At 67.0% G+C, this 20,038-nt stretch carries 21 protein-coding genes and 1 tRNA gene; 9 read left to right on the plus strand and 13 right to left on the minus strand.

Features of this window, described 5'->3' with window-relative positions; all coding sequences use genetic code 11:
- Window positions 1-84 precede the first annotated feature (84 nt).
- Entirely contained in the window at window positions 85-1,023 is a 939-nt protein-coding gene (locus WKI94_RS07960; protein WP_337845236.1) for a hypothetical protein, read from the plus strand.
- Window positions 1,024-1,063: 40 nt separating this feature from the next.
- Here WKI94_RS07960 and WKI94_RS07965 read toward each other — a convergent pair whose 3' ends face one another.
- A complete protein-coding gene (locus WKI94_RS07965) occupies window positions 1,064-1,711 on the minus strand; it encodes a DUF6011 domain-containing protein (protein ID WP_126178191.1) in 648 nt (215 codons plus the stop codon).
- Between the two features lie 179 nt (window positions 1,712-1,890).
- On the opposite strand from WKI94_RS07965, the gene WKI94_RS07970 reads away from it, so the two are divergent.
- From WKI94_RS07970 to WKI94_RS07985, 4 genes are all read left to right on the plus strand, one after another.
- Complete coding sequence (locus WKI94_RS07970) at window positions 1,891-2,466, plus strand: M23 family metallopeptidase (protein WP_337845237.1); 576 nt, start codon at window positions 1,891-1,893, stop codon at window positions 2,464-2,466.
- A 26-nt stretch (window positions 2,467-2,492) separates the two neighbouring features.
- Window positions 2,493-2,825: a hypothetical protein gene (locus tag WKI94_RS07975; protein WP_337845238.1), complete on the plus strand. Its 333-nt coding sequence runs from the start codon at window positions 2,493-2,495 to the stop codon at window positions 2,823-2,825.
- A gap of 70 nt (window positions 2,826-2,895) precedes the next feature.
- Window positions 2,896-3,060, plus strand: a complete 165-nt coding sequence (locus WKI94_RS07980; protein WP_172957208.1) for a hypothetical protein — start codon at window positions 2,896-2,898, stop codon at window positions 3,058-3,060.
- Window positions 3,051-3,401, plus strand: coding sequence for a hypothetical protein (locus WKI94_RS07985; protein WP_126178194.1), 351 nt, complete (start codon window positions 3,051-3,053; stop codon window positions 3,399-3,401). The genes WKI94_RS07980 and WKI94_RS07985 overlap by 10 nt, the downstream gene beginning before the upstream one ends.
- Here the strand turns inward: WKI94_RS07985 and WKI94_RS07990 are convergent.
- From WKI94_RS07990 to WKI94_RS08020, 7 genes are all read right to left on the minus strand, one after another.
- Window positions 3,398-5,413: a phage terminase large subunit family protein gene (locus tag WKI94_RS07990; RefSeq protein WP_337845239.1), complete on the minus strand. Its 2,016-nt coding sequence runs from the start codon at window positions 5,411-5,413 to the stop codon at window positions 3,398-3,400. The two genes, WKI94_RS07985 and WKI94_RS07990, sit on opposite strands and share 4 nt — an antisense overlap.
- Complete coding sequence (locus tag WKI94_RS07995; protein ID WP_337845240.1) at window positions 5,410-5,835, minus strand: hypothetical protein; 426 nt, start codon at window positions 5,833-5,835, stop codon at window positions 5,410-5,412. The genes WKI94_RS07990 and WKI94_RS07995 overlap by 4 nt, the downstream gene beginning before the upstream one ends.
- On the minus strand, window positions 5,825-7,426 hold the full coding sequence (locus WKI94_RS08000) for a hypothetical protein (RefSeq protein ID WP_216640969.1): 1,602 nt from the start codon (window positions 7,424-7,426) through the stop codon (window positions 5,825-5,827). The genes WKI94_RS07995 and WKI94_RS08000 overlap by 11 nt, the downstream gene beginning before the upstream one ends.
- The gene (locus WKI94_RS08005; protein ID WP_126178197.1) at window positions 7,423-8,439 is read right to left on the minus strand and encodes a hypothetical protein; all 1,017 of its coding nucleotides are present in this window, start codon (window positions 8,437-8,439) and stop codon (window positions 7,423-7,425) included. The genes WKI94_RS08000 and WKI94_RS08005 overlap by 4 nt, the downstream gene beginning before the upstream one ends.
- Before the next feature lie 2 nt (window positions 8,440-8,441).
- Window positions 8,442-10,082 (minus strand): phage portal protein, encoded by a 1,641-nt coding sequence (locus WKI94_RS08010; RefSeq protein WP_172958904.1) that lies wholly within the window; start codon window positions 10,080-10,082, stop codon window positions 8,442-8,444.
- Window positions 10,083-10,557: 475 nt separating this feature from the next.
- Window positions 10,558-10,634: transfer RNA gene (locus tag WKI94_RS08015), tRNA-Ile, on the minus strand.
- A gap of 21 nt (window positions 10,635-10,655) precedes the next feature.
- Window positions 10,656-10,979, minus strand: coding sequence for a nucleotide pyrophosphohydrolase (locus WKI94_RS08020; protein ID WP_337845241.1), 324 nt, complete (start codon window positions 10,977-10,979; stop codon window positions 10,656-10,658).
- A 28-nt stretch (window positions 10,980-11,007) separates the two neighbouring features.
- Between WKI94_RS08020 and WKI94_RS08025 the strand changes: the two genes are divergently transcribed.
- A complete protein-coding gene (locus WKI94_RS08025; protein WP_337845242.1) occupies window positions 11,008-11,385 on the plus strand; it encodes a methylglyoxal synthase in 378 nt (125 codons plus the stop codon).
- A 22-nt stretch (window positions 11,386-11,407) separates the two neighbouring features.
- Window positions 11,408-12,712 carry an amidase gene (locus WKI94_RS08030; protein ID WP_337845243.1) on the plus strand — a complete coding sequence of 435 codons (1,305 nt, stop codon included), beginning with the start codon at window positions 11,408-11,410 and terminating at the stop codon, window positions 12,710-12,712.
- 3 nt (window positions 12,713-12,715) lie between these two features.
- Here the strand turns inward: WKI94_RS08030 and WKI94_RS08035 are convergent, their stop codons facing one another.
- The 3 genes from WKI94_RS08035 to WKI94_RS08045 are packed head-to-tail and all read right to left on the minus strand — an operon-like array spanning window position 12,716 to window position 15,702.
- Window positions 12,716-13,897 (minus strand): SLC13 family permease, encoded by a 1,182-nt coding sequence (locus WKI94_RS08035; protein WP_337845244.1) that lies wholly within the window; start codon window positions 13,895-13,897, stop codon window positions 12,716-12,718.
- Window positions 13,884-14,453: a GNAT family protein gene (locus WKI94_RS08040; RefSeq protein WP_337845245.1), complete on the minus strand. Its 570-nt coding sequence runs from the start codon at window positions 14,451-14,453 to the stop codon at window positions 13,884-13,886. The genes WKI94_RS08035 and WKI94_RS08040 overlap by 14 nt, the downstream gene beginning before the upstream one ends.
- A 7-nt stretch (window positions 14,454-14,460) precedes the next feature.
- Entirely contained in the window at window positions 14,461-15,702 is a 1,242-nt protein-coding gene (locus tag WKI94_RS08045) for an MFS transporter (protein ID WP_337845246.1), read from the minus strand.
- A gap of 58 nt (window positions 15,703-15,760) precedes the next feature.
- On the opposite strand from WKI94_RS08045, the gene WKI94_RS08050 reads away from it, so the two are divergent.
- Window positions 15,761-16,366 (plus strand): winged helix-turn-helix transcriptional regulator, encoded by a 606-nt coding sequence (locus WKI94_RS08050; protein ID WP_337845247.1) that lies wholly within the window; start codon window positions 15,761-15,763, stop codon window positions 16,364-16,366.
- Here the strand turns inward: WKI94_RS08050 and WKI94_RS08055 are convergent.
- Both WKI94_RS08055 and WKI94_RS08060 read right to left on the minus strand, forming a co-directional pair.
- Window positions 16,363-17,322: an aldo/keto reductase family protein gene (locus WKI94_RS08055; protein ID WP_337845248.1), complete on the minus strand. Its 960-nt coding sequence runs from the start codon at window positions 17,320-17,322 to the stop codon at window positions 16,363-16,365. The two genes, WKI94_RS08050 and WKI94_RS08055, sit on opposite strands and share 4 nt — an antisense overlap.
- Before the next feature lie 43 nt (window positions 17,323-17,365).
- Complete coding sequence (locus tag WKI94_RS08060) at window positions 17,366-17,575, minus strand: CDGSH iron-sulfur domain-containing protein (RefSeq protein WP_337845249.1); 210 nt, start codon at window positions 17,573-17,575, stop codon at window positions 17,366-17,368.
- A gap of 41 nt (window positions 17,576-17,616) precedes the next feature.
- On the opposite strand from WKI94_RS08060, the gene WKI94_RS08065 reads away from it, so the two are divergent.
- Window positions 17,617-19,926, plus strand: coding sequence for a penicillin acylase family protein (locus WKI94_RS08065; RefSeq protein ID WP_337845250.1), 2,310 nt, complete (start codon window positions 17,617-17,619; stop codon window positions 19,924-19,926).
- The last annotated feature ends 112 nt before the right edge of the window (window positions 19,927-20,038 follow it).

Below are 20,038 nucleotides of genomic sequence, written 5' to 3' on the forward strand. Positions count from 1 at the left end.
TCCATGTCCTCAGGCTTTGGCCCCCGGGGGGAGGAGGGGGGGATGGGTGTTTATGCACGGTATGCGGGAGGTGCAAGTTTTGAGATGACCAAAGCGGACCTTATGCACATGCACATGCCCCCCTTCGCCCGCATCCAGTGGGCGGACCCCGCCTACGAGGCGGTCTGGGGGCCCAGGATCAACCGGATTAGCCAGGCGTTCCATCGCCTCGAGCTCCTGAGCGTAGCCGCGGGCCTGAGGCGGGTGGCCACGGCCCACTTCCGCCCCGAGGACCTCCCCCGCGGGGTGATGGAGCTGGCCCGGATGGGGCTGAGTTACCTTCCCCTGAGGCAGGTGGGAGCCTACACGGGCTTCGCCCACTATCACCCCCCGGTGGAGCCCGGGAAGCCGTGGACCTACTACGGCGTGGTGGGCCGCCCTGAGGATCTGGCCGCGTTCGCCGAGGCCACGGACCGGGGGGACCACAGCGCCTTGGGGGAGCTCCTAGGCTATCCCGCCTGCTGCCGGGCGTTTTTCTCCGAGGTTTGGACGGCGGGCTTTGTGGACCCCGTGTGGCATGCGGCGCAAAACGCCCTCCTCGAGGGGGCCGAGGTGGTGGAGGAGGGTCCTCGCCTCCTCCACCTCAAGGGCCACTACCCCGAGGTGCTCCCCGTGCTCCGCTACATTGGGGTGCGCCTAGTGCCCCACATTCCCCACTCCCTGCGGTGCGAGGCCTCCCGGCGGATGGCCCAAGACTGGATGGCCCTGGCCCGGGAGGAGGGCCTGGGGGAGGAAGTGGACTGGGCTTATGAGATGCTGGGCTGGGCGATGGAGTGGAGCGTGCTCCACGGGATTGCCGAGGTCAGAACCCCCTACTTCAAGATCGCCACTAACTCTATAGCCTCCAAAGAAAAATGGACCGTACGCCTCGAGGGCAATGTCCCCGAAGACGCCCCTAGGGGGCTCTCCTACCCATACCGTGTCCCCCGCAAAACACTCACGAACCACCCAGCGTTCATCGAGGTGGAAAACTGGGCGCGCTGAAAAAGAAGCCCCGGGGGTACCCCCGGGGCTTCCGCCAAGCTCAGGCCCTACTCCCCACCCCCTCCGCAATCCATGCGTAGTAGTTATCCAGCCCCCCCCGGGAGCGGCGGCGGTCGTAGCGCTCAATCTGCTTGCGCAGGTTGATGGCCTCCCTCTCTTCCCCCAGGACGTCGTACATATTGGCGATGCTCTGCACGAGGTTGTAGGGGAGGAGGTCGCTGGGCCTGATCCCCTTTGCTGCTATCGCCCGGGCTAGGGTTAAAACTGCGCCTTCCATTTGGGCTACCGCCCCCAGATCCGGGCCCCGGCAGATGAGCCCGAAGGGGCAGACCCCCTGGGCCTTGGCCTCGTTCCAGTCGCGGATTTCGGGCCCCCTGGGCAGGTCCAGCCCGTAGCTCTGGCGGAGGCGCCGCATGGCCTGGCGGATATCCTCCAGGATGCGATGCCCCACAACGGGGCCAAGGGCGTAGGTAGCAGGGTCCTGGGTGTGCTCGAGGGCCTGCTCCACGCGGTAAAGGAGGGCGGAAAGGTGGATGGGGTTGAGGCAGCGCCCGCCCCTGTAGCAGATCCGGCTCTGCCGCTCCATCTCCAGCATGCGGGTCTGCTTCCTGGCGCACACCGGCCCGATGCCCCGGGCGATGCTCCGGGGGTCCTTCAGCTCCCTGCCGCACACGCTGCACCGCGCCATAGCTCACCTCCAATACCAATGGTAGTAGCTCAGGCGGTACAAGTCAATACCCGTAGCTATTGCCCCCGCGCCCGGCCTAGGGTGGGGGCATGGGAGGGCCCATCTTTGCCTGGCCCGTTCGGCCCAAAGCGAACTCCTATGTAGCCGCGGGCTACCTCGACCCGGCCTACGCGCGAAGCATGGGTGTCCCCCACACCGGGGAGGACTGGAACCTCCGCACGGGCGGGGACTCCGACCTGGGCTACCCCGTTCAAGCCGTTTTCCCGGGGACGGTGGTAGCCGCGGGGTGGTACCGGGTGTGGGGGAACCTGGTGGTGGTCCGGGTGGACCCGTGGGTTCAAGAGCTCCTCCAGAAGGCCCTGGGGGAGCCCCTCGAGGACCTCTACGTCCGCTACGGCCACCTCCACCACACGGTGGTCACCCAGGGCCAACAGGTAGACGCCGGAGAGTGCATAGGGAGTATCGGGAAGGGGGATGGGGGGCGCTATATGGCTCACCTCCACATAGACTTCCCCCGGATGCGCATCCCCCCGGATGCATACCCGAGAACAGAAGCCCGGGTGCGGGCCCAGTACCTGGACCCGGCCCGGGTCTGGGGGGCCCTGAGCTTCGCAGATCGCCCCAACCTCCTCCCTTCGGGGCGCCTCTACGCCCCCGTGCGCTATATCGGGAAGGACCTCGAGGCCCCCCGCGGGGCCTGGGTGCGGCGGGTGGAGGAGCGGCTCTGGGTCCGGCCCGTGTCAGAAGAAGCATGACCCCGCAAGGGGGGTACGGTGAGGGCATGGAAGCGATCGTGCAGGAACCCGCAGCGCTAGGTGCATTCGTGGCGGCCATCACCGAGGGGCTGAAGCGGAGCGTGGGCCTCAGGGGAGGGTGGATCTACCTCGCGAATGTCGCCCTAAGCCTGGTGTTCGCCCTCCCCCTGGGATGGGCGGGCCTCCTCCCCGCCTCCTACCCCTTCCCGAGCGGGGCCCTGCTCTTCGGCGTTTATGCTGCCCTGTCCGCTTCCGGGCTCTACGAGGCCGTGAAGAACGTTCGCAAGGCGGTGGGGGGTGGGGATGCGGTTCCTCCTGGCGGCGGCGCTAGCGGCGCTGATCGGGGTCGCCTCCTCTAGCCTGGCCGCGGGCAGGGCCGCCTGCCGGGTCGAGTACCCGTGGCGGGCGGCCTGCTTTGCGGAAGAGGGTGTGGTGCAGTGGGGCCCCCTGGAGGTGGTAGCGGGCCTCGAGGCCCGCTACCCCGGGGGGTTCTTCCCGTATGTGGGGGCCCTCGTCCTGGGCGAAGGGTTCTGGGCTAGTTTTCTAATGGGCGTGAACTTCTATTCGCTGAGTGTGGGCATCGCATGGAAGTGAACACGGAACGAATCTTCCAACGCCTCGAGGCCCTCGAGGGCCAAATCCGGGAACACGCGGTGCTCATCCGGGAAGTGACCAGACGCCTGGAGCGCCAGGATGCGCTGAGCCAGGAGCTCGGGCGCCTGGACGCAATCACCTCCGAGGTCCAGCGGCGGGTGGAGCGCCTAGAACGCATCCCGGACGATATTTCCGAGATGAAGCAGGACCTGCGGGAGATCCGCTCCCGGATAGAGGCTCAAGGGCACGGAACCAGCTTGGCCCAATCCCTGATTTGGTCCATTATCATGCTCATCCTCGGCTACCTTTTGAACACCCTCCCCAGGCTCCTAGGCATTTAACGCCGGTGATGGTGGCACCCCACGGTGCGGGGGGAAGTGCGCACGGGCGGGGGCACCCCCAAGGACGCGGCCACCACAGGGTTTTGGCATAGGCCCATCCCCTCCCCGTCTGGGTTGGGGCGGAAGTAGCGGCAGGAGGCGCACTCCGCCTTCCGCGGACTCTGAGGGCGGAGATCCGGAGGGAGCTGGGCCTGGTAGCCCGTGGACTCGAGAGCCCCCCGCTCTCGAGGCCGCACCACCTCGCTCGTTCCCCCCCGGCGCATGAGGCCGGCCACGGCGTAGCCCCAAGCGTGAACGAAGTGGGGGTCCAGGGCCAGATGGCGCCATGTGTAACGGGGCTCCTCCTCAACCTCCCGTCCCTCCGCGTCCCGGCGGCGGCGGGGGATGGTGGTGCGGGCGATGTTCTCAAAGTGGCTCCGGAACTCCAGGCCCAGGCTCACCGGCACCCGTTGCCCCAGGCGGCGGAGCTCCTGCACCTTGGCCTCGAGGTCCACCGGGAGGACTACCCGGCGGTTCACGAAAAGCATCTGGGCCTGAAGAAGGTGCTTGTAGCGGTCTATGAAGACCCAAAACTCCCACTTCGCCTCCCCCGAGGACTTCCGAATGGCCTCCCGGTCCCGCTGGTCGCTCCACTCCAAGGGCTGGGGCCGATCGTGCACGTAGTCCGCTAGCCACACCATACCCCTGGGGAGGCGCCTTCCCAGGCTCACCGCCAGGTCGTAGGAGGGCTCGGCGTCTACGATCACGATGTCTACGCCCCACTCCCGGGCCAGGTGGGCCAGGTAGGCCGCGGCCTCCTCCCCGCTCCGTTCCACCACCTCGAGGTGGGCGAGATACACGCGCCCACCATGACCCCAACGGGCAATCACCACATGCTTTTCCACGCCCCGCTGGTCCACCCCCATCGCCGTCCACCACCCTTCGGGATGCGGCCCGGGGGCGGGCCAGCGGTAGGTGGGGTCCAGGCCCCGGCAAGCGTCCATGACCTCCCCCGTGACCAGGATGGCGTTGGGGTCACGGTGGGGGAGGCCCAGGTAGCTGTTGTAGAACTCGGAGGGGTTGGCCCCTTCGATGACCATCCTCTGGTAGGCCCGCCATAGCTCGGGGAGGCGCTTGGGCCCAAGGAGGATCTGGTTGAAGGCGTACCCCTCCCACTCGGCGTCCTCAGGCCCTAGGGGAGCGTAAAAGCCATCCTGGGGGTCCTCGATCACCCGCCCGCACTTGGGGCATCGGTACACCATGCGGTCCGGGTCCACGCAATCAGGCCACGTAAAGGCCATCACAAAACCCTTGTGGTTGGGGCAGGCGGGGTTAGGGCACCGGGTGTGCCAGTGGCGTTGGGAGCTCCGGCGGAAGTAGTAGTCGATGTCCGCCCCTGGGAACCCGGCGGTGGAGTTGAGCTCGATGATTCCCCGGCCCTCAGGCCCCTCGAGGCGGGAGGCGCTCACCCTGGCGAAGGCCCGTTCTATGGTGGCCACGTCCATGAGCCGCACCTCGTCGAAGAGGATGACATCCACCGGGATAGAGTCCACGCTTACGCCGCTCCGCATCCCCCTGAAGCGCATGTTGCTCACGCCGATGCGGACAACCTCCACGGCGTCCACGTCGGCGATGAGGCGCATCATGCGGGCCGAGGAGCGCATCATGGGGCGGAAGCGCGTTTTGTGCAGGTCCAGCACGGCGTCCTGGGTGGGGAACATGAGGGCCACGTCCACCTTGCGCCGCGCGTCCGCCACCCACCAGGCGGCCCGGTACATGAGGCGGGTGGTGAGGCCCATCTGGGCCGCCTTCATGATGACCAGGCGGCGGAAGGGGCGGTCCCGCCTTTCGGCGTAGAGGGGCTCGAGGTAGCGCCGTCCCTCCAAGCTGAAAGGCGCCCCTCCGGGGCCCTCGGGGCGGATCCCCGAGGCCTGGACGAAGCGGATTAGGGAGGACAGCTCCTCCTCGGAGAACTCCGGGGGAGGAAGCCGCATCTGGGAGAGGATTAGGCGGTATGCCTCTTCACGGGTCATAGGGGCAAGGTCAGGCGGATCAGGGGGTACAGAAGGGTCCTGGGAGCGAGGGGGATCTCCTCCCAGGGCCTCGAGGGCTCCCACCACCCTGGGTAGGCGTGATAGGTGAGGGCATAGGCGAGCCCATATGCCCTGTACTGACACACATGCCCCAGCTCGTGGTCCAGGGTGTCAGCACACCCCAGGGCTGCGGCGTTCGGGTTCACGAACACCATCCCCAGCGCGTCCAGCCCACAAAGCCCATCCCACGGCCAGGGGGGAGGACGGCGGTAGATGCCCACGGGGTCTACCCCCACCTCGAGGACCACCCCGTCCAACCCCAGGCTGAGCCGCGCCCCCAGCGCCACGTCCCAGCCGTCCGGCAGGCCGTAAACCACAAGGGCCCAAAGGAGGGTCAGGGCCTTGATGAGGTCAACGCCCATTCTGGCAGTGGCGCTTGTACAGGCGACGGGCCCGCTCTTCCACGTCCTTGTACCCGTGCTGGGCCGCCCGGCTGATGGCCGCGCGCAGGAGGCGGCAGTTGATGGAACCATCCTTATTCCGATAGGGGAACTTCCTCTCTTTGGGGAGGAGGAAGTGGGAAGCGGGGACTTTTCCTCGCTCCGCGGGCCGGTCCACCCACTTGAGGCGGCCCACGGGGATGTTGCGCACCTCCGCCTTCGCGAACGCCTCGAGGGCGGCCAAGGCTTTGGCCAGGGCATCGCCGTGCTCCCGGCGTATCCAGTGGAGGACGTAGTTGCCTCGGATAGTGTTGTAGCTCCCCGGGTCCTTCCCCTGAATCTTGCGGAAGTGGTCTTCGATCCACTCCAGTCCAGTGGCGATCCTACGTGCCCTCTGCGCCTCGTCCTGGTAGGGGACCCCCCGCACCAAGGGGCGGGCCTTACGCTCCCAGGCCAAGAACCACTTGGGGGTCTCGTTCGGCATCTTCATGCCCATCTCGTCTATGAGGTAGGAGGGGGAGTAGTACGTGGGCAAACTGCCCACAGACTCTAGGAGCTTGCGGAGGGTTTCGGGGGAGGGCCGCGCTTCGTACTCCCGCCATAGTTGCGCAAGCTGCTTTAGCCGCTCCTCGACCAGCTCGAGGCGGGGGATGATTTTGTTGGCGCCCCGGGAGATGGTGGGGTCGTTGGCCAGGTCGTAGAGGGTGCGGAGAGTACCCCCGATGGGGCCGCCCCCCTCTAGGTAGCGGGGGCCCAGGGTTTCCTCGAGGGTCCTACGTACTTTGGGGGCGAGTTTTTGCCACAGCTGTTCCCCCTGGGCGGTGAGGCGCTGGTATGCGCTCCTAAGCTCGTTCGTGATGCGCTCCCCCAGCTCCCGGTAGAAGGCCTGGGGGGCATCCCCCAGGGCCATGCGGATGGCCCGCAGATTGTGCAGCACAGAGTCCAGGTATGCCACCTCGCTGGCATTGCGGCTATACTCGTACTCCAGCTCCCAGCGGCGCTTTTTGTTCCGAGTGCGCTGGAGATTTTTCCACAGATCGAGGGCACGCTTGGCTTTTTGGTCCCGCTCCTGGACCACGCTGGATTCGGCTTGCTCCTTGCGCTCGTGGTATATCCTCCACGCATCCAGGTGGGGGTCTTCGTTTACAGCTAGCCCTATGTTCAACCCCATACGCCATCCCTCAGGGTGGGCGATCTCCCCCTTTGGGTGGCTCATGATTTTTTGCATGAGGTACTCCTTGGCCTCTTCGGGAGTAGAAAATCCGGAGGTTTTGGGCTGGATGCGGGGGTCTATCTGGGCCAGGGCCTCCAGGGGGCTCGAGGGCTGGGGTTGGGCTTTAGGCTTGGGGGGCTTGGGTTTGGGGGCTTGGGTTTGGGCCAGGTTCTCGGGGCGCACATAGTAGGTCTGCTCGTGGGTGCGCCCCCCGCGCCGCACCGTTTTCCGCACCGGCATTAGCCCGGGCCGGATCCGGGGAACGTGGGGGAGCTGGAAGAGGGCCTGCATCTTAGCCTTCACAACGGCGAGCCAGTGGGAGAGGTTCATGCCCTCATCCTCCCCCGGGAGCAGGGTCATGTTCCGAGGATCGCCCGGATGCGCCGCATAGCCTCGGGGTCCTCGTAGGCGCTTCGCCCGACCACGGGCACCACGCGGCAACGGCAGTGGGGGTGGGCGGGGATGGCTGGGCCGGCGAGCTCCCCTTCGCTCCGTTTTTTCCCAGAAGCGGTGTAGGGGTGGAAGGAGCGGCCTACGTTCGTCTTCCCAGGCCACATATGGACCTGGAAGTCCTTATGGGGGTGGTCTGGGGCCACCACCAGGAAACGCCGCCCGTGGTATCGGCGGCAATACGGGCAGGCGTCCTGCGCCGCCACCCACTCCACTTCCTGCCCGATCATCGCCGTGAGGAACCCCGCCCCGTGGGCGGCGGCGGTTTCGGTGATGGCGATGCGCCTCCAGTCCCGGTTGAGGGTGCCGAACCGGTCCAACAGTTGCCGCCCCACAGCCTCCGGAGGATCCGAGCGCCCCACCGCCCCCATGAGGACCTGGGCCACCCCCCGGCGGGTGTCCTCGGCCAGCCCCCGCACGTGTTCCGCCAGGTGCTCCACGGCCCACTCGAGGGCCCACGCTTCGGCCTCCCGAAGCCTCAGGAGGGCTACGGCCTCGGGGACGGTCTCGGGGGGCCTCGAGGGGAGCCTAGGGTGCGCCCGGAGAAAGCCCGCGAGGAAGTTTCTGAGAGCCTGGGCCTTCGCCCGGTCCTCCACCATCTCCAGAGCGTACCAGCGGTCCACCACGGCGGAGCTGAGCTCGCGGATATCCCGGGGGCGGAGAGGGATCCCCTTCGCCCTCAGCTCCCGGAAGCGCTTTAGGGCTTTGGACCAGGCTTCCTCCGGGGTTAGCCGCGCTTTGGCCAGGGTGCGATGGGGGATGGGCATCCCATAGACCCGCTCCACCGCCCCCCGGGGGAGGGGTGGGAGGCCCAGGGCCCGGTGGAGGCTGAGGTGGACGCGGTAAAGGAAGTCCCGCCCGATGCGCTCGGTAGCCTCTTCGAGGGCCGGCAGGAGGGTTTCCGAGGCGGGATACTGTTCCATCTTTACCCCTTCAGGACCTGGGCCAGCTGGTGGAGGGCCTCGAGGCCCTCGTCCTCCTCGGGCCACTGCCCTTCCGCTTCCTCGGTAGGGCCACCCGCTTCATCATTGGGAGCCCCCGCCTCAGGAGTATTTGCCTGCACGGCCTGCATGTAGACCGAGAGGAGGGATGGGTTCAGGGGGGCGTCGTCCAGGATGGGGTAGCGCCCTGTGGGCAGGCCCAGGCGCTGCCGGAGCTCCCCGTAGGTGAGGGCCAGGCGGTCCCGCTCCCAGACCTCCTTGGGGTCCTGGAACCCTGTCCAGTAGAACTCTACCGCGGGGTCCACCCCGGCCAGGATGGTGTTGACGGTGGCCTCGAGGTGCTGAAGGAGGGGGTAGAGGCCCTTATCCCGGCTCGAGGCGAGTTTGGACTCTATGGAGGCATCGTTTAGGGAAGAGGTACGGGAGCTAAAAGACTCGAAGCCGATCTCCTCGGGGTCAATCCCGTATAGGGCGCACTGGATGGCCACCAGGAAGCTGGTCCACTTCACGAAGTGCATCTCCGAGGGATTGACCCCCGTAGGGGTGAACTGGGCACCGGCTTCCCGGTCGCGGCTGATGAGGACGGGGAGGCGCCAGGCATTCGAGACCCCGGCCACGTAGGCCGCCCATTCGGCCTTAAACTCCTCGATGTCCTCCTCCCGGAAGTCCCCGAAGAGGGTGAGGAAGCCCTTGGGGATGTGGTTTTCCTCGTAGCTTTTGAGGTTAAAGGTCATCACGTTCAGGAATCCCGTGATGACCCGGATCATGAGCTCGGGCTCGGCGATCCCGTATCCCTGCCCCCACACGTCCGGCCTGGGATTACGCACCCGGTAGAGGAGCTGATCCCGCCTGAACCAGTGGACCACGCGCCCGTCCTGGGATTCCACGGCTTTGACCTCCTCGGGGGCAATGTCCCCGTCCTCGGGGGAAGGGGGCGGGGTGCCCGGGGGGAGCCCCTCCGGAGGGGCCAGGTAGACCGTGGCCCCGTCCACGTGAACCCAGCCGTGGACGCGCCCGCTGGGGGTGCGGATGAGCTCCACGGGCATGGCGTCCATCGTGAGGGAGTCCATCACGGCTTTTTTGAGCCACGTGATGAAATCATCCCGCCTCAGGGCTTCCCGGCGGATGGGGTCAAACTCCGCCCCCGTGTTGAGGATGTAGTACTCAAGCCACTCGAGGCGCTTCTGGTCCGCTGCGGTCAGGTCCACCGCCCCCCGGAGCCGGAGGCGGAAACCGGGCTCATGGTCGTAGCGGGCAGGGCGCGCCAAGCGAGAGACCTGGCGGGTGCGGGTCAGAATGATGGCGTAGAGAACGGGATCGTTCTGCACCAGGGCCCGGAGCTGATGAAACCCTAGAGGGGCGGGGCGCTGAAGATACCCACTGAAGCGGAAAATCCCGTATGGGTCCGCGCTCCCGGATTTGGGCCACCCCTGGCGCCGGGCCACGTGTAGGTTGATCCGGTGGAGGAAGGTGGCCGCCTTGATGATGGTTTGGGCCTCGAGGTGGCGGGGGACTCCTTTGGCCGCTTCCCGTGCGACTTCCGCCCGGGCATCATAGCGCTCATCCGGGGGGGCGTTCGGGTCCCTGGCCACACGCGCGGCGTCCCTGATCTCCCGATCGCTCATCCCTTCATCATCCCCTAGGGGCGGGGTCCAGGCCTGCATCCCCTAAGCCTGCGCCCGCCGAGGGGCTACGTGGTGGAGCCTGCGGTTGTGGCGGCTTGGGTTGAATGGGGTCCCCCTGCCCCCTCCTGAAGTCAAGCTCCCCTTGAAAGTGTGAGGTTAGGGCTGACCACCATTTGACCACCAAATCAATGCCAAAACCTGATAAAACCAAGGAGGGCAAGTAGTAAAAAATCCCGTAAGAAAGGGCGCTCGTTAAGTGGCTATAAAAGCCTGTGAAAACCTTGGCCGTCCTGATAAGCGTGAGGTCGGTGGTTCAAGTCCACCATCGCCCACCAAAGGCCCCGCTGGAAAGAGCGGGGTTTTTCCTTTTGGCCAGGCCCCAGCGCCCCTCGGTGACCTAAAAGCACGCTGAAGGCTGCTTAGGGCCCTGTCTGGGGTGGGGCATTTAAAAACCCCTGCCCAAAGGCAGGGGTTTTGGTGGGCCGTGCAGGACTTGAACCTGCAACCAACCGGTTATGAGCCGGCCGCTCTGACCGATTGAGCTAACGGCCCATGCCAAGGGTTTATTTTACCCTAATCCCCTTTGGGGGTCCAGCGGGCCCGGTCCCGGATTTGGTACTTGGCCATGACCTTCCGGAAAGTCCTTTCCAGGTCCATCCCCTGGCTGTTGGCCAGGGAGATGAGGACGAAGAGGAGATCCCCCACCTCCTCCTCCAGGTCCCCTTCCCCTTCCCCGGGCTTGGGGGTCTTCCCGTGCCGGTGGGCCAGGACCCGGGCGAGCTCCCCGAGCTCCTCCACAAGCCGGGCCAGCATGAGGAGGGGCGGGAAGTAGCCCTCCTCAAAGCGGCCGATCCAGGCGTCCACCTCCTTTTGGGCTTCGGCAAAGGTCAGGTCCATACCCCTTAGCCTACGCTAAGATGCCCCCATGCAGGCCATAGCCCTCATCGCCCACGACGCCAAGAAGGAGGAGATGGCGGCCTTCTGCCTGGCCCACCGCGCCCTTCTCGCCCGCTTCCCCCTCTTGGCCACGGGCACCACCGGGGCCCGGGTCCAGGAGGCCACGGGGCTTCCCGTAGAAAGGGTCCTCTCGGGGCCCCTGGGGGGGGACCAGCAGATCGGGGCCCGGGTGGCGGAGGGCAAGGTCCTGGCCGTCCTCTTCTTCCAAGACCCCCTCACCCCCAAGCCCCACGAGCCCGATGTCCAGGCCCTCCTAAGGGTGTGCAACGTCCACAACGTCCCCATCGCCACCAACCCCAAGGCGGCGGAAGCCCTTCTCCTCTGGCTCAGGACACAAGCCCCTTGAGGGGCGGCTTTTATAATGGGGCATGGACCTCCTCTCGGCCAAAGCCCTTCTGGAAGCGGGAAAGACCACCCCCCTTGACCTTTTGGAAGAGGCCCTGGAGCGGGCCCGCGCCTCCCAGGACCGGAACGCCCTGGCCTACCTGGGCGAGGAGGCCGCAAGGCGCGAGGCCTTGGCCCTCACGGAGGAGCTCCGCCAGGGGCGGCTTAGGGGGCCCCTCCACGGCCTTCCCCTCACGGTGAAAGACCTCTTCCCCGTGCGGGGCATGCCCACCCGGGCAGGGACCCGGGCCCCCCTCCCTCCCCTCCCCGAGGAGGCCCGGGCGGTGGGGCGGCTAAGGGAGGCGGGGGCCCTCCTCTTCGCCAAGACCAACATGCACGAGATTGCCCTGGGGATCACGGGGGAAAATCCCTGGACCGGCCCCGTGCGGAACGCCCTGGACCCCACCCGCCAAGCGGGGGGTTCCAGCGGAGGGAGCGCGGTGGCCGTGGCCTTGGGGATCGGCCTCGCCTCCTTAGGCTCGGACACCGGGGGGTCCATCCGCATCCCCGCGGCCTTCAACGGGGTGGTGGGCTTCAAGCCCTCCTATGGGCGGGTAAGCCTCGAGGGCGCCCTCCCCCTCTCCCGCTCCACGGACCACGCGGGGCCCATCGCGAGGACGGTGCGGGACGCCCACTTCCTCACGGAGATCCTGGCTGGGGAGGCCATCCCCCTGGAAGGCCCCCAGAACCCCACCTTCGGGGTGCCCCTGGACTTCCTGGAAGGCCGCCTCGGGGTGGGGGTACGGAAAGCCTTCCAGAGGCTTCTGGAGGACCTTCCGGGATTGAGGGCCGAGGTTAAGGAGGTTTCTCTACCCCTTAAGGGGGTGTACGAGGTCTACACGCGACTAACCCGCTACGAGGCGGCCCGCATCCACGAAAAGGCCCTAAGGGAGCACCCCGAGGGCTTCTCCCCAGCGGTGCGCCTCGCCCTGGAGGAGGGGCTTAGGCTCAGGGAGAAGGACTACCGGGACGCGGTGGCCGAGCGGGAGGCCCTGAGGCTCGAGCTCGCCAAGGCCCTAAGGGGAGTGGACGCCCTCCTCCTTCCCACCCAGCCCCTTCCCGCCCCGCCCCTGGGCACGGAGGTGGTGGAGCTGGAGTCCGGCCCCAAAAGCCACCGGGAGGCCTTCATCACCCTCACCCTCCCCTTCAGCCTCCTGGGGGTGCCCACCCTCACCCTACCCTTCGCCCGGGTGGAGGGGATGCCCGTGGGGGTCCAGGTGGTGGGGCCCTACGGGGAGGACGGCCGGGTGCTGGCCATCGGGGGGTGGCTGGAGGCCCGGCTCCAATAGGGATTAGGCCAGCCAGAGGTACAGGAAGCCGAGGCTGGAGAGGGTGAGGGGTAGGCCGAGGCGGAGGTGGGTCCAGAGGCCAAGCCGCACCCCTTCCCGCCCTGCCCCCTCGGCCACGATGAGGTTGGCCACGCTGGCGAGGAGGGTGAGGTTCCCCGCCAGGGTGCTCCCCCCAGCGAGGAGGAGCCAGGCCTCCTTGCCCTCCACGTGCCCCGAAAGGAGGAGGACCGCGGGCACGTTGGAGATGAGGAGGGAAAGGAGGGTGGAGGAAAGGAGGAGGCCCAAGGGGGTTTCCGCCAGGGGAAGGAGGGCCTCAGCCAGGCCAAGCCGCCGCACGCCCTCTGTAAGAACGAAAAGCCCCCCGAACATCACGAGAAGCTCCCAGTCCACCCGGAGGAAAAAGCGCTCGGAGCGGAGCCTACGGGTGAAGAGCAGGACCCCTGCGGCCACCAAGGCCCCCTGGGCCAGGGGGTAGCCCAAAAGGAAGGCGAAAAGAAGGCCAGTGGCGACCAAAAGCCCTTTGCGGAGAAGGCCCGGATGGACCCGGGCCCGCACTGGGGGAAGGGGGGAGAGGGGCTTGAGGCTCCGCACCTCGGGGTAAAGGAGGGCAAGGAGGGCCACCTGGAGGAGGAGGCCGAAGAGGGCCACAGGGGAAAGGGCCCCCACGAAGTCCAGGTAGGAAAGCCCGGAGAGGCTCGCCACCAGGATGTTCTGGGGGTTGCCCGTGGGGGCCATGAGGCTCCCCGTGTTCACCGCTCCCATGAGGGCGAGGAGGTAGGGCACGGGGTTGAGGCCGAGGCCCCGGGTGAGCCCGAGGAGGAGGGGGGTGAGGAGAAGGGCCATGGTGTCGTTCAGGAAGAGGGCGGAAAGCCCCCCGGCTCCAAAGGTGAGGAGGACGAGGAGGGCGAAGGAGGTCCTTGCCAGGCGGGAAAGCCCCTGCATGGCCAAGACGAAAAAGCCCGCGTAGCCCAACTGGGCGTTCAGGACCATGACCCCGAAGAGGAAGACCAGGGTGGGGGCGTCCAGGGCCTTCCAGGCCTCCTCCAGGTCCAGGGTGCCGAGGAGGAGGAGAAAGCTCGCCCCCACTAGGGCCACCCCCGCCCGGTTCATGCGAAAGCCAGGCAGACCCCCGAGGGCGAGGCCCAGGTAGGCCAGGAGGACCACGAAGAGGCTAAGGGCCTCCATAGAGCCGGGCCTCGAGGCGGGCCTTCACCGAAGGCCACTCCTCGCGGAGGATGCTGTAGATGACATCGTCGCGAAAGGTGCCCTCCTTGAGCCTTCGGTTTCGGCGGAGCACCCCCTCCCGCACCGCCCCTAGGGCCTCCAAGGCCCTTTGGCTCCGCTCGTTTTGGAGGTGGACCTTGAACTGGACCCTTTCCGCCCCCAAGGCCTCAAAGGCGTGGCGGAGGAGGAGGTACTTGGCCTCCTTGTTGGCGGGGCTTCCCCAGAAGGGCTTGAAGAGGAGGGTCCCAAGCTCCAGCTTCCGGTTCTCTGGGTCCGGGGCAATGACGGAGATCCGCCCCGCCACCTCCTCCCCCAGGCGGATAGCCCAGTTCACCCGGCCGGGTTCGGAAAGGAGGGCCTCGAGGTGGGCCCTCATCCCCTCCGGCCCCTCGGGCCGGTAGGACATATAGCGGTAGACCTCGGGGTCAAAGTGGCGGAGAAAGGCGGGGAGGTGGGCCAGGGTCAGGGGTTCTAGGGCCACGTACCGCCCGGAAAAGCGCTCGGGGAAAGCCCACATGCCCCCATTATGCCTTGGCGTCCTCGAGGCGCTCCTCCGCCTCCCGCACCGTGGGGATGAGGTAGCCCATAAGCCCCACCAAAACCCCCATGCCCCCGAAGAGGAGGAGCATGAGGGCGATGCCCTCCCCCTGGCCCCACCGGGGTCCAAAGACCCGGTCGGCCAGGAAGCCGGAAAGGAGCATCCCCAGGGGGTTGGCCATCCAGGCGATCATCCGCCGGGCGGCGAAGACCTTGCCCTGGACTTCCAGGGGTACCTTGGCCTGCCAGATGGCCTGGTTGGACCCATTCAAGAGGGGGATGAAAAAGCTTTCGGCAAAGCTCAAAAGGGCCCAGGCCCAAGCTCCCTCCACCGCCCCCATAAGGGCCAGGTTAAGGCTGGAAAGGGCCATGCCCAGGAAGACCCCGTGGACCCGCCTTGCGGGGCCACCCCAGAGGGAAAGGAAAAGCCCCCCCGCCACCCCACCCACCCCCGCCGCGGAGCGCACCAGGGCCAAGGCCTCCTCGGAGAAGGCGGTTTTGGCCAGGACCATGGCGGGCAGGGCGGTGGCCGCTAGGCTGTAGAGGAAGTTAACGGCGAAGAACATGAGCTGGAGGCCTAAAAGGGGGGGTCTTGCCAGGATGTAGCGGAAACCAAAGAGGGCCTCTTGGAGGAGGGCGGGGATGGGCCCGGGGGTGGGCTTGGGGCTGGGGATGGGCACGAGAAGGAGGGTGGCCACCGCCCCCCCCCCCCCCAGGAGGTCCAGCAAAAGAACCCCCCCAAGGCCCAAGGGCTTCAGGAGGGCCGCCCCCAGGATGGGCCCCCCAATGCCCGCCAGGGACTCCGCCAGGCTTAGGAGGCCACTGGCCCGAGCGTAGTCTTTCTTATCCAGCATGGCGCTGATGCTGGCGGAAAGGGCGGGCCAGTGCAGGCTGGAAAGGGCCCCGGTAAGGGCGGAGGCCAGGTAGAGGTGCCAGACCTCGAGCCGCCCCAGGAGGACCAGAACCAGGAGGAACCCCGAGGCCACCCCCCCACCGAGATCGGAAAGGAGCATGGCCCGCTTCCTAGGCCAGCGGTCCACCAGAGCCCCGGCAAAGGGGGAAAGGAGGAGAAGGGGCAGGAAGTGGAAGAAGGAGAGGAGGGAAAGGGTGGTGGCTAGGCCGGTCTTCTGATAAGCAAAGAGGGTGAGGGCAAACCAGCTCGCCTCCCGGCCCATCAGGGCCAGGGCCTGGCCCATCCAGAGGAGGCGGAAAGCAGCAAACCCTTGCACGGGGCCCAGTCTTTACCCCCTTCTACTCCAGGAGCAAGGGAGGGATTAGAGTAGGGCCATGCCCCACCGGGTGCAAGACCCCCTGGCGGCCCGCCTCTTGGCCGATCCCGACTGGGCGGTGGCCCTGAAGCCCTTCATGAAAGGCCCGGCCAGCGTGAAGGACCTGGCCCAAGCCCAAGGTCTCAGCCTGCAAAAGGCCCACTACCGGGTGAGGCGCCTCCTCCAAGCGGGCCTCTTGCGCCCCGCGGGGCGTAAAAGGAGGGCAGGCCGCCCCATCCAGCTCTATGAGGCCGTGGCGCGGGACTTCCTCATCCCCAAGGCCCTGGTGCCCCCGAGGGTCCTCGAGGCCCTGGAAGGGGCCCAGAGCTGGCAGAGGGAGTTCGCCCAAGCCCTGGCCCGCCTCAACCTCTCCCAGAACCCCACCCTGCGGGTCTTCCTAAACCCAGAAGGGCTTCTGGAATGGGGCGAGGCCGAGGAGCCCGACATCCTGGCGGAGAACCACCCCGCCCTCCTCAACCTTTGGTCGGCCGGGCTCCACCTAAGCCCCAAGGAGGCCAAGGCGCTCCAGCGGGAGCTCCTCGCCCTTTACCACCGCTACGCCGCCTTAGAGCCCCGGAAGGACCGCCGGCGCCACATCGTCCACCTGGGGCTCGCCCCCCTTTAGGCCTCGCCCTTGAGGATGGCCTCTATGCGCTCCAGGGCCTCCTGGGGCAGGTCCACCCCCGCGGCCCCCAGGCTTTCTCGGATCTGCTCTGGCCGCGTAGCCCCGGTGATGGCGCTGGAGATGCCGGGAAGCCTCAAGACCCAGGCCAGGGCCAGCTGGGTGCGGGTGAGGCCGAGCTCGTCCGCCACCGCCTTAAGCTTCAGAACCTTCTTTCGGTTCTCCTCGGTGAGGAAGCGCTGGGCGAACTGGGGGTAGCGGGCAAAGCGGCTCTCCTCCGGAACCCCCGCATCGTAGCGCCCGGTGAGCATGCCCATGGCCAAGGGGCTCCAGACCACCAAGCCCATGCCGAAGCGCTCCACCTCGGGGAGGATCTCCCCCTCCACCCGCTCCCGGTAAAGCATGGAGTACTGGGGCTGCTCCACAATGGGGGTGTGGAGGCCGTTTTCCCGAGCGAAGGTTATGGCCTCAGCGATGCGGGCCGCGGGCCACTCCGAGGTGCCCCAGTAAAGGGCGTAGCCCTTTTCCACGATGGTGTGCATGGCGGAGACGATCTCCTCCATGGGCACCTCGGGATCGTAGCGGTGGGCAAAGAAGATGTCCACATAGTCCGTCCCGAGGCGCTTTAGGCTTTTGGTGATGCTCTCCAAAAGGTGCTTCCGGGAAAGGCCCCGGTCGTTGGGGTCCTCGGACATGGGCCAGTAGGCCTTGGTGGAGAGGACCAGGGTGTGCCGGGGGAACTCCCGTAGGATCTCCCCCATGATCTCCTCCGCCAGGCCCTTGGCGTAGACGTCCGCGTTGTCAAAGAAGTTCACCCCGCCCTCGTAGGCGATCTTTACGATCTCCCGAACGGTCTCCTTGTCCTTCACCACATCGCCAAAGGTGACCCAGGCCCCCAAGGAGACCTCCGAAACCTTGAGGCCCCACTTCCCCAGCTTGCGGTAGCGCATGCTGCCCATAGCAGGGGAAGTCTACCCCATGGGGGCTAGATTGACCAGCGGGTCAGTCTCCCTCCACCTCCAGCACCCCCCCCGGGGCTTGGAAGCCTAGGGCCTTGTGGGTGCCGTCGCAAAAGGGCTTCTTGGCGGAACCCCCGCAACGGCAGAGGAAGACCCTGGGTTTCTCCACAACCTCCTCCTTTTCCCCCACCCGCACCCGAAACCGCGCCCCGTCCACCCGGATGGGGCCATTCTCCAAGAACTCCAGCCGCATGGGCCCATTCTACCCCCCAAGGTGGTATACTCCGTCCAACGATGAAACGCCTCCTGCGCCTTTTGGGCTTGACCCTTGGCATGCTGGGCCTTCTTGGGCTTTTTCTCCTCTTGGCCGGCTTCCTCTACCTAAGGGGCACCCTGCCCCAGACCGCGGGGCGCCTGAGCCTTAAGGGGCTTTCCGCCCCCGTGGAGGTGGAGCGGGACCGGCACGGGGTGGTGCGCATCCAGGCCCAGAACCTTAAGGACCTCCTCTTCGCCCAAGGCTTTGTCCACGCCCAGGAGAGGCTTTGGCAGATAGAGTTCCAAAGGCGGGTGGGCCAGGGACGGCTCGCGGAGGTATTGGGGGAGGCCGCCCTTCCCCAGGACCGCTTCTTACGCACCTGGGGCTTCTACGAGGCCGCCAAGAAGGCCTATGCCCGCCTCTACCCCGAGGAAAGGGAGGCGGTGGAGGCCTACGTGGCCGGGGTGAACGCCTACCTGGCCTCGGGGGCCCCCCTCCCCCCGGAGTTCCGCCTCCTGGGCTTCCATCCCGAGCCCTGGACCGGGCCCGATGTCCTGGTCTGGGCCAAGATGATGAGCTTTGACCTTTCGGGAAACTGGGAGGAAGAGCTCCTGCGCCACCGGCTCCTCGCCCGGGGCCTCACCCCAGAAAGGCTTCTAGAGCTCCTTCCCCCCTACCCCGAGGACGCCCCCACCATCCTCCAGGCGGAGGACCTCAGGCTCTCCCTAAAGCGGGAGGAGGCCCCGGCCCTCCTCCTCGGCCTCGCCTCGCCCCGCTTCCTCGAGGCCAGCAACAACTGGGTGGTCTCGGGAAGCCGCACCGCCACCGGCAAGCCCTTCCTGGCGGACGACCCTCACCTCGGCCTCTCCGCCCCTAGCCTCTGGTTCCTCATGGCCCTGAAGGCCCCGGGGCTTTCGGTCATCGGGGCAAGCCTTCCTGGGGTCCCAGGCATCGTCATCGGGCGGAACGAGCGCATCGCCTGGGGGGTGACCAACGTGGGGGCGGACGTGCAGGACCTCTACCTGCTGGAGGATGTGGGAGGGAAGGGCTACCGCCATGGGGGCCAGGTGATCCCCTACCGGGTGCGGGAGGAACGGATCCGGGTGAAGGGGGGAAAGGAGGAGGTCCTAAGGGTGCGGGAGACGGTTTATGGACCGGTCATCACCGATGCCCTCCAGGACCCCCCCAAGACCCCCATGGCCCTCCGCTGGGTGAGCCTGGACGAGGAGGACCACATCCTAAAGGCCTACCTGGGGGTGAACCGGGCCCAGAACTGGGAGGAGTTCTGGCGCGCCCTTAGGGATTACTCCGCCCCCAGCCAGAACTTCGTCTACGCGGACGTGGAGGGGAACATCGGCTACATCGCCCCGGGGAAGTTCCCCATCCGCAAGGAGGGGCACACGGGCATGGTACCGGTGCCGGGGGATGGGAGCTGGGACTGGCTGGGTTACCGCCCCCCCGAGGCCTGGCCCCAAGTCCTGAACCCCAAGGAGGGCCTCATCGTCACCGCCAACCACAAGGTGACCCCCCAGGGCTTCCCCTATGCTCTCACCTACGACTGGGCCGAGCCCTATCGGGCGGCGCGCATCCTGGAGCTCCTTCGTGGCAAGGAGAAGCTCACCCTGGAGGACATGAAGGCCATCCAGCTGGACCAGAAAAGCCTCCTCTACCGGGACTTCCGCCCGGTCCTAGAGCTCCTCAACCCCCTTTCGGAAAGGAGCCAAAGGGCACGGGAACGGCTTCTCGCCTGGGACGGGACCATGGGGAAGGACTCGGAAGAAGCCCTCCTCTTCGCCCTCTGGTACACCGAGCTCACCCGCCTGCCCGCGAAGGAGGTGGGGATGCCCCATTGGGACGAGCCCCGCTACCTCCTAAGGGCCCTCAAGGAGGGGGACAGAAACTGCGACCAAGAGGAGACGGAGTACCGGGAAACCTGCCTGGACTTCGCCGCCTTGGCCCTGGAGAGGGCCTTGGACCGGAAGGCGTCCTTGGGGGCGAGGGCCTGGGGGGAGGTCCACCGGGCAACCTTTGACCACGCGGTCCTCACCCACACCCCCCTCGCCCGCCTCTCCGACCGAAGGGTGCCCTTCGGAGGGGACCGGTACACGGTGAACGTGGGGCCCTTTGACCCCGCCACCCTGCGCATGGACCACGGCCCGAGCTACCGGCAGATCGTGGACCTCTCGGACCTCGAGGCCTCCCTCTTCATCCATCCCATGGGCCAGTCCGGCCACCCCCTCTCCCCCCACTACGCCGACCTCCTCCCCCTCTGGGCGAGGGGGGCCTACCTCCCCATGGCCCTCGAGGCCCCCGCCCGGGCTACGCTCCTTTTGGAGCCCGCGCCCTAGCCCGGACGGCGTATCCTCCCCGGGAGGGAGCCTACTTGCCCTCCCCGTTTTCCAGGTGCTGGAAGTGCTCCAAGGCCTCCCGCACCTTCTCGTGCACCCAGTAGGCCCGCCG

The organism is Thermus sp. (assembly GCF_037444525.1).
GTDB lineage: Bacteria > Deinococcota > Deinococci > Deinococcales > Thermaceae > Thermus.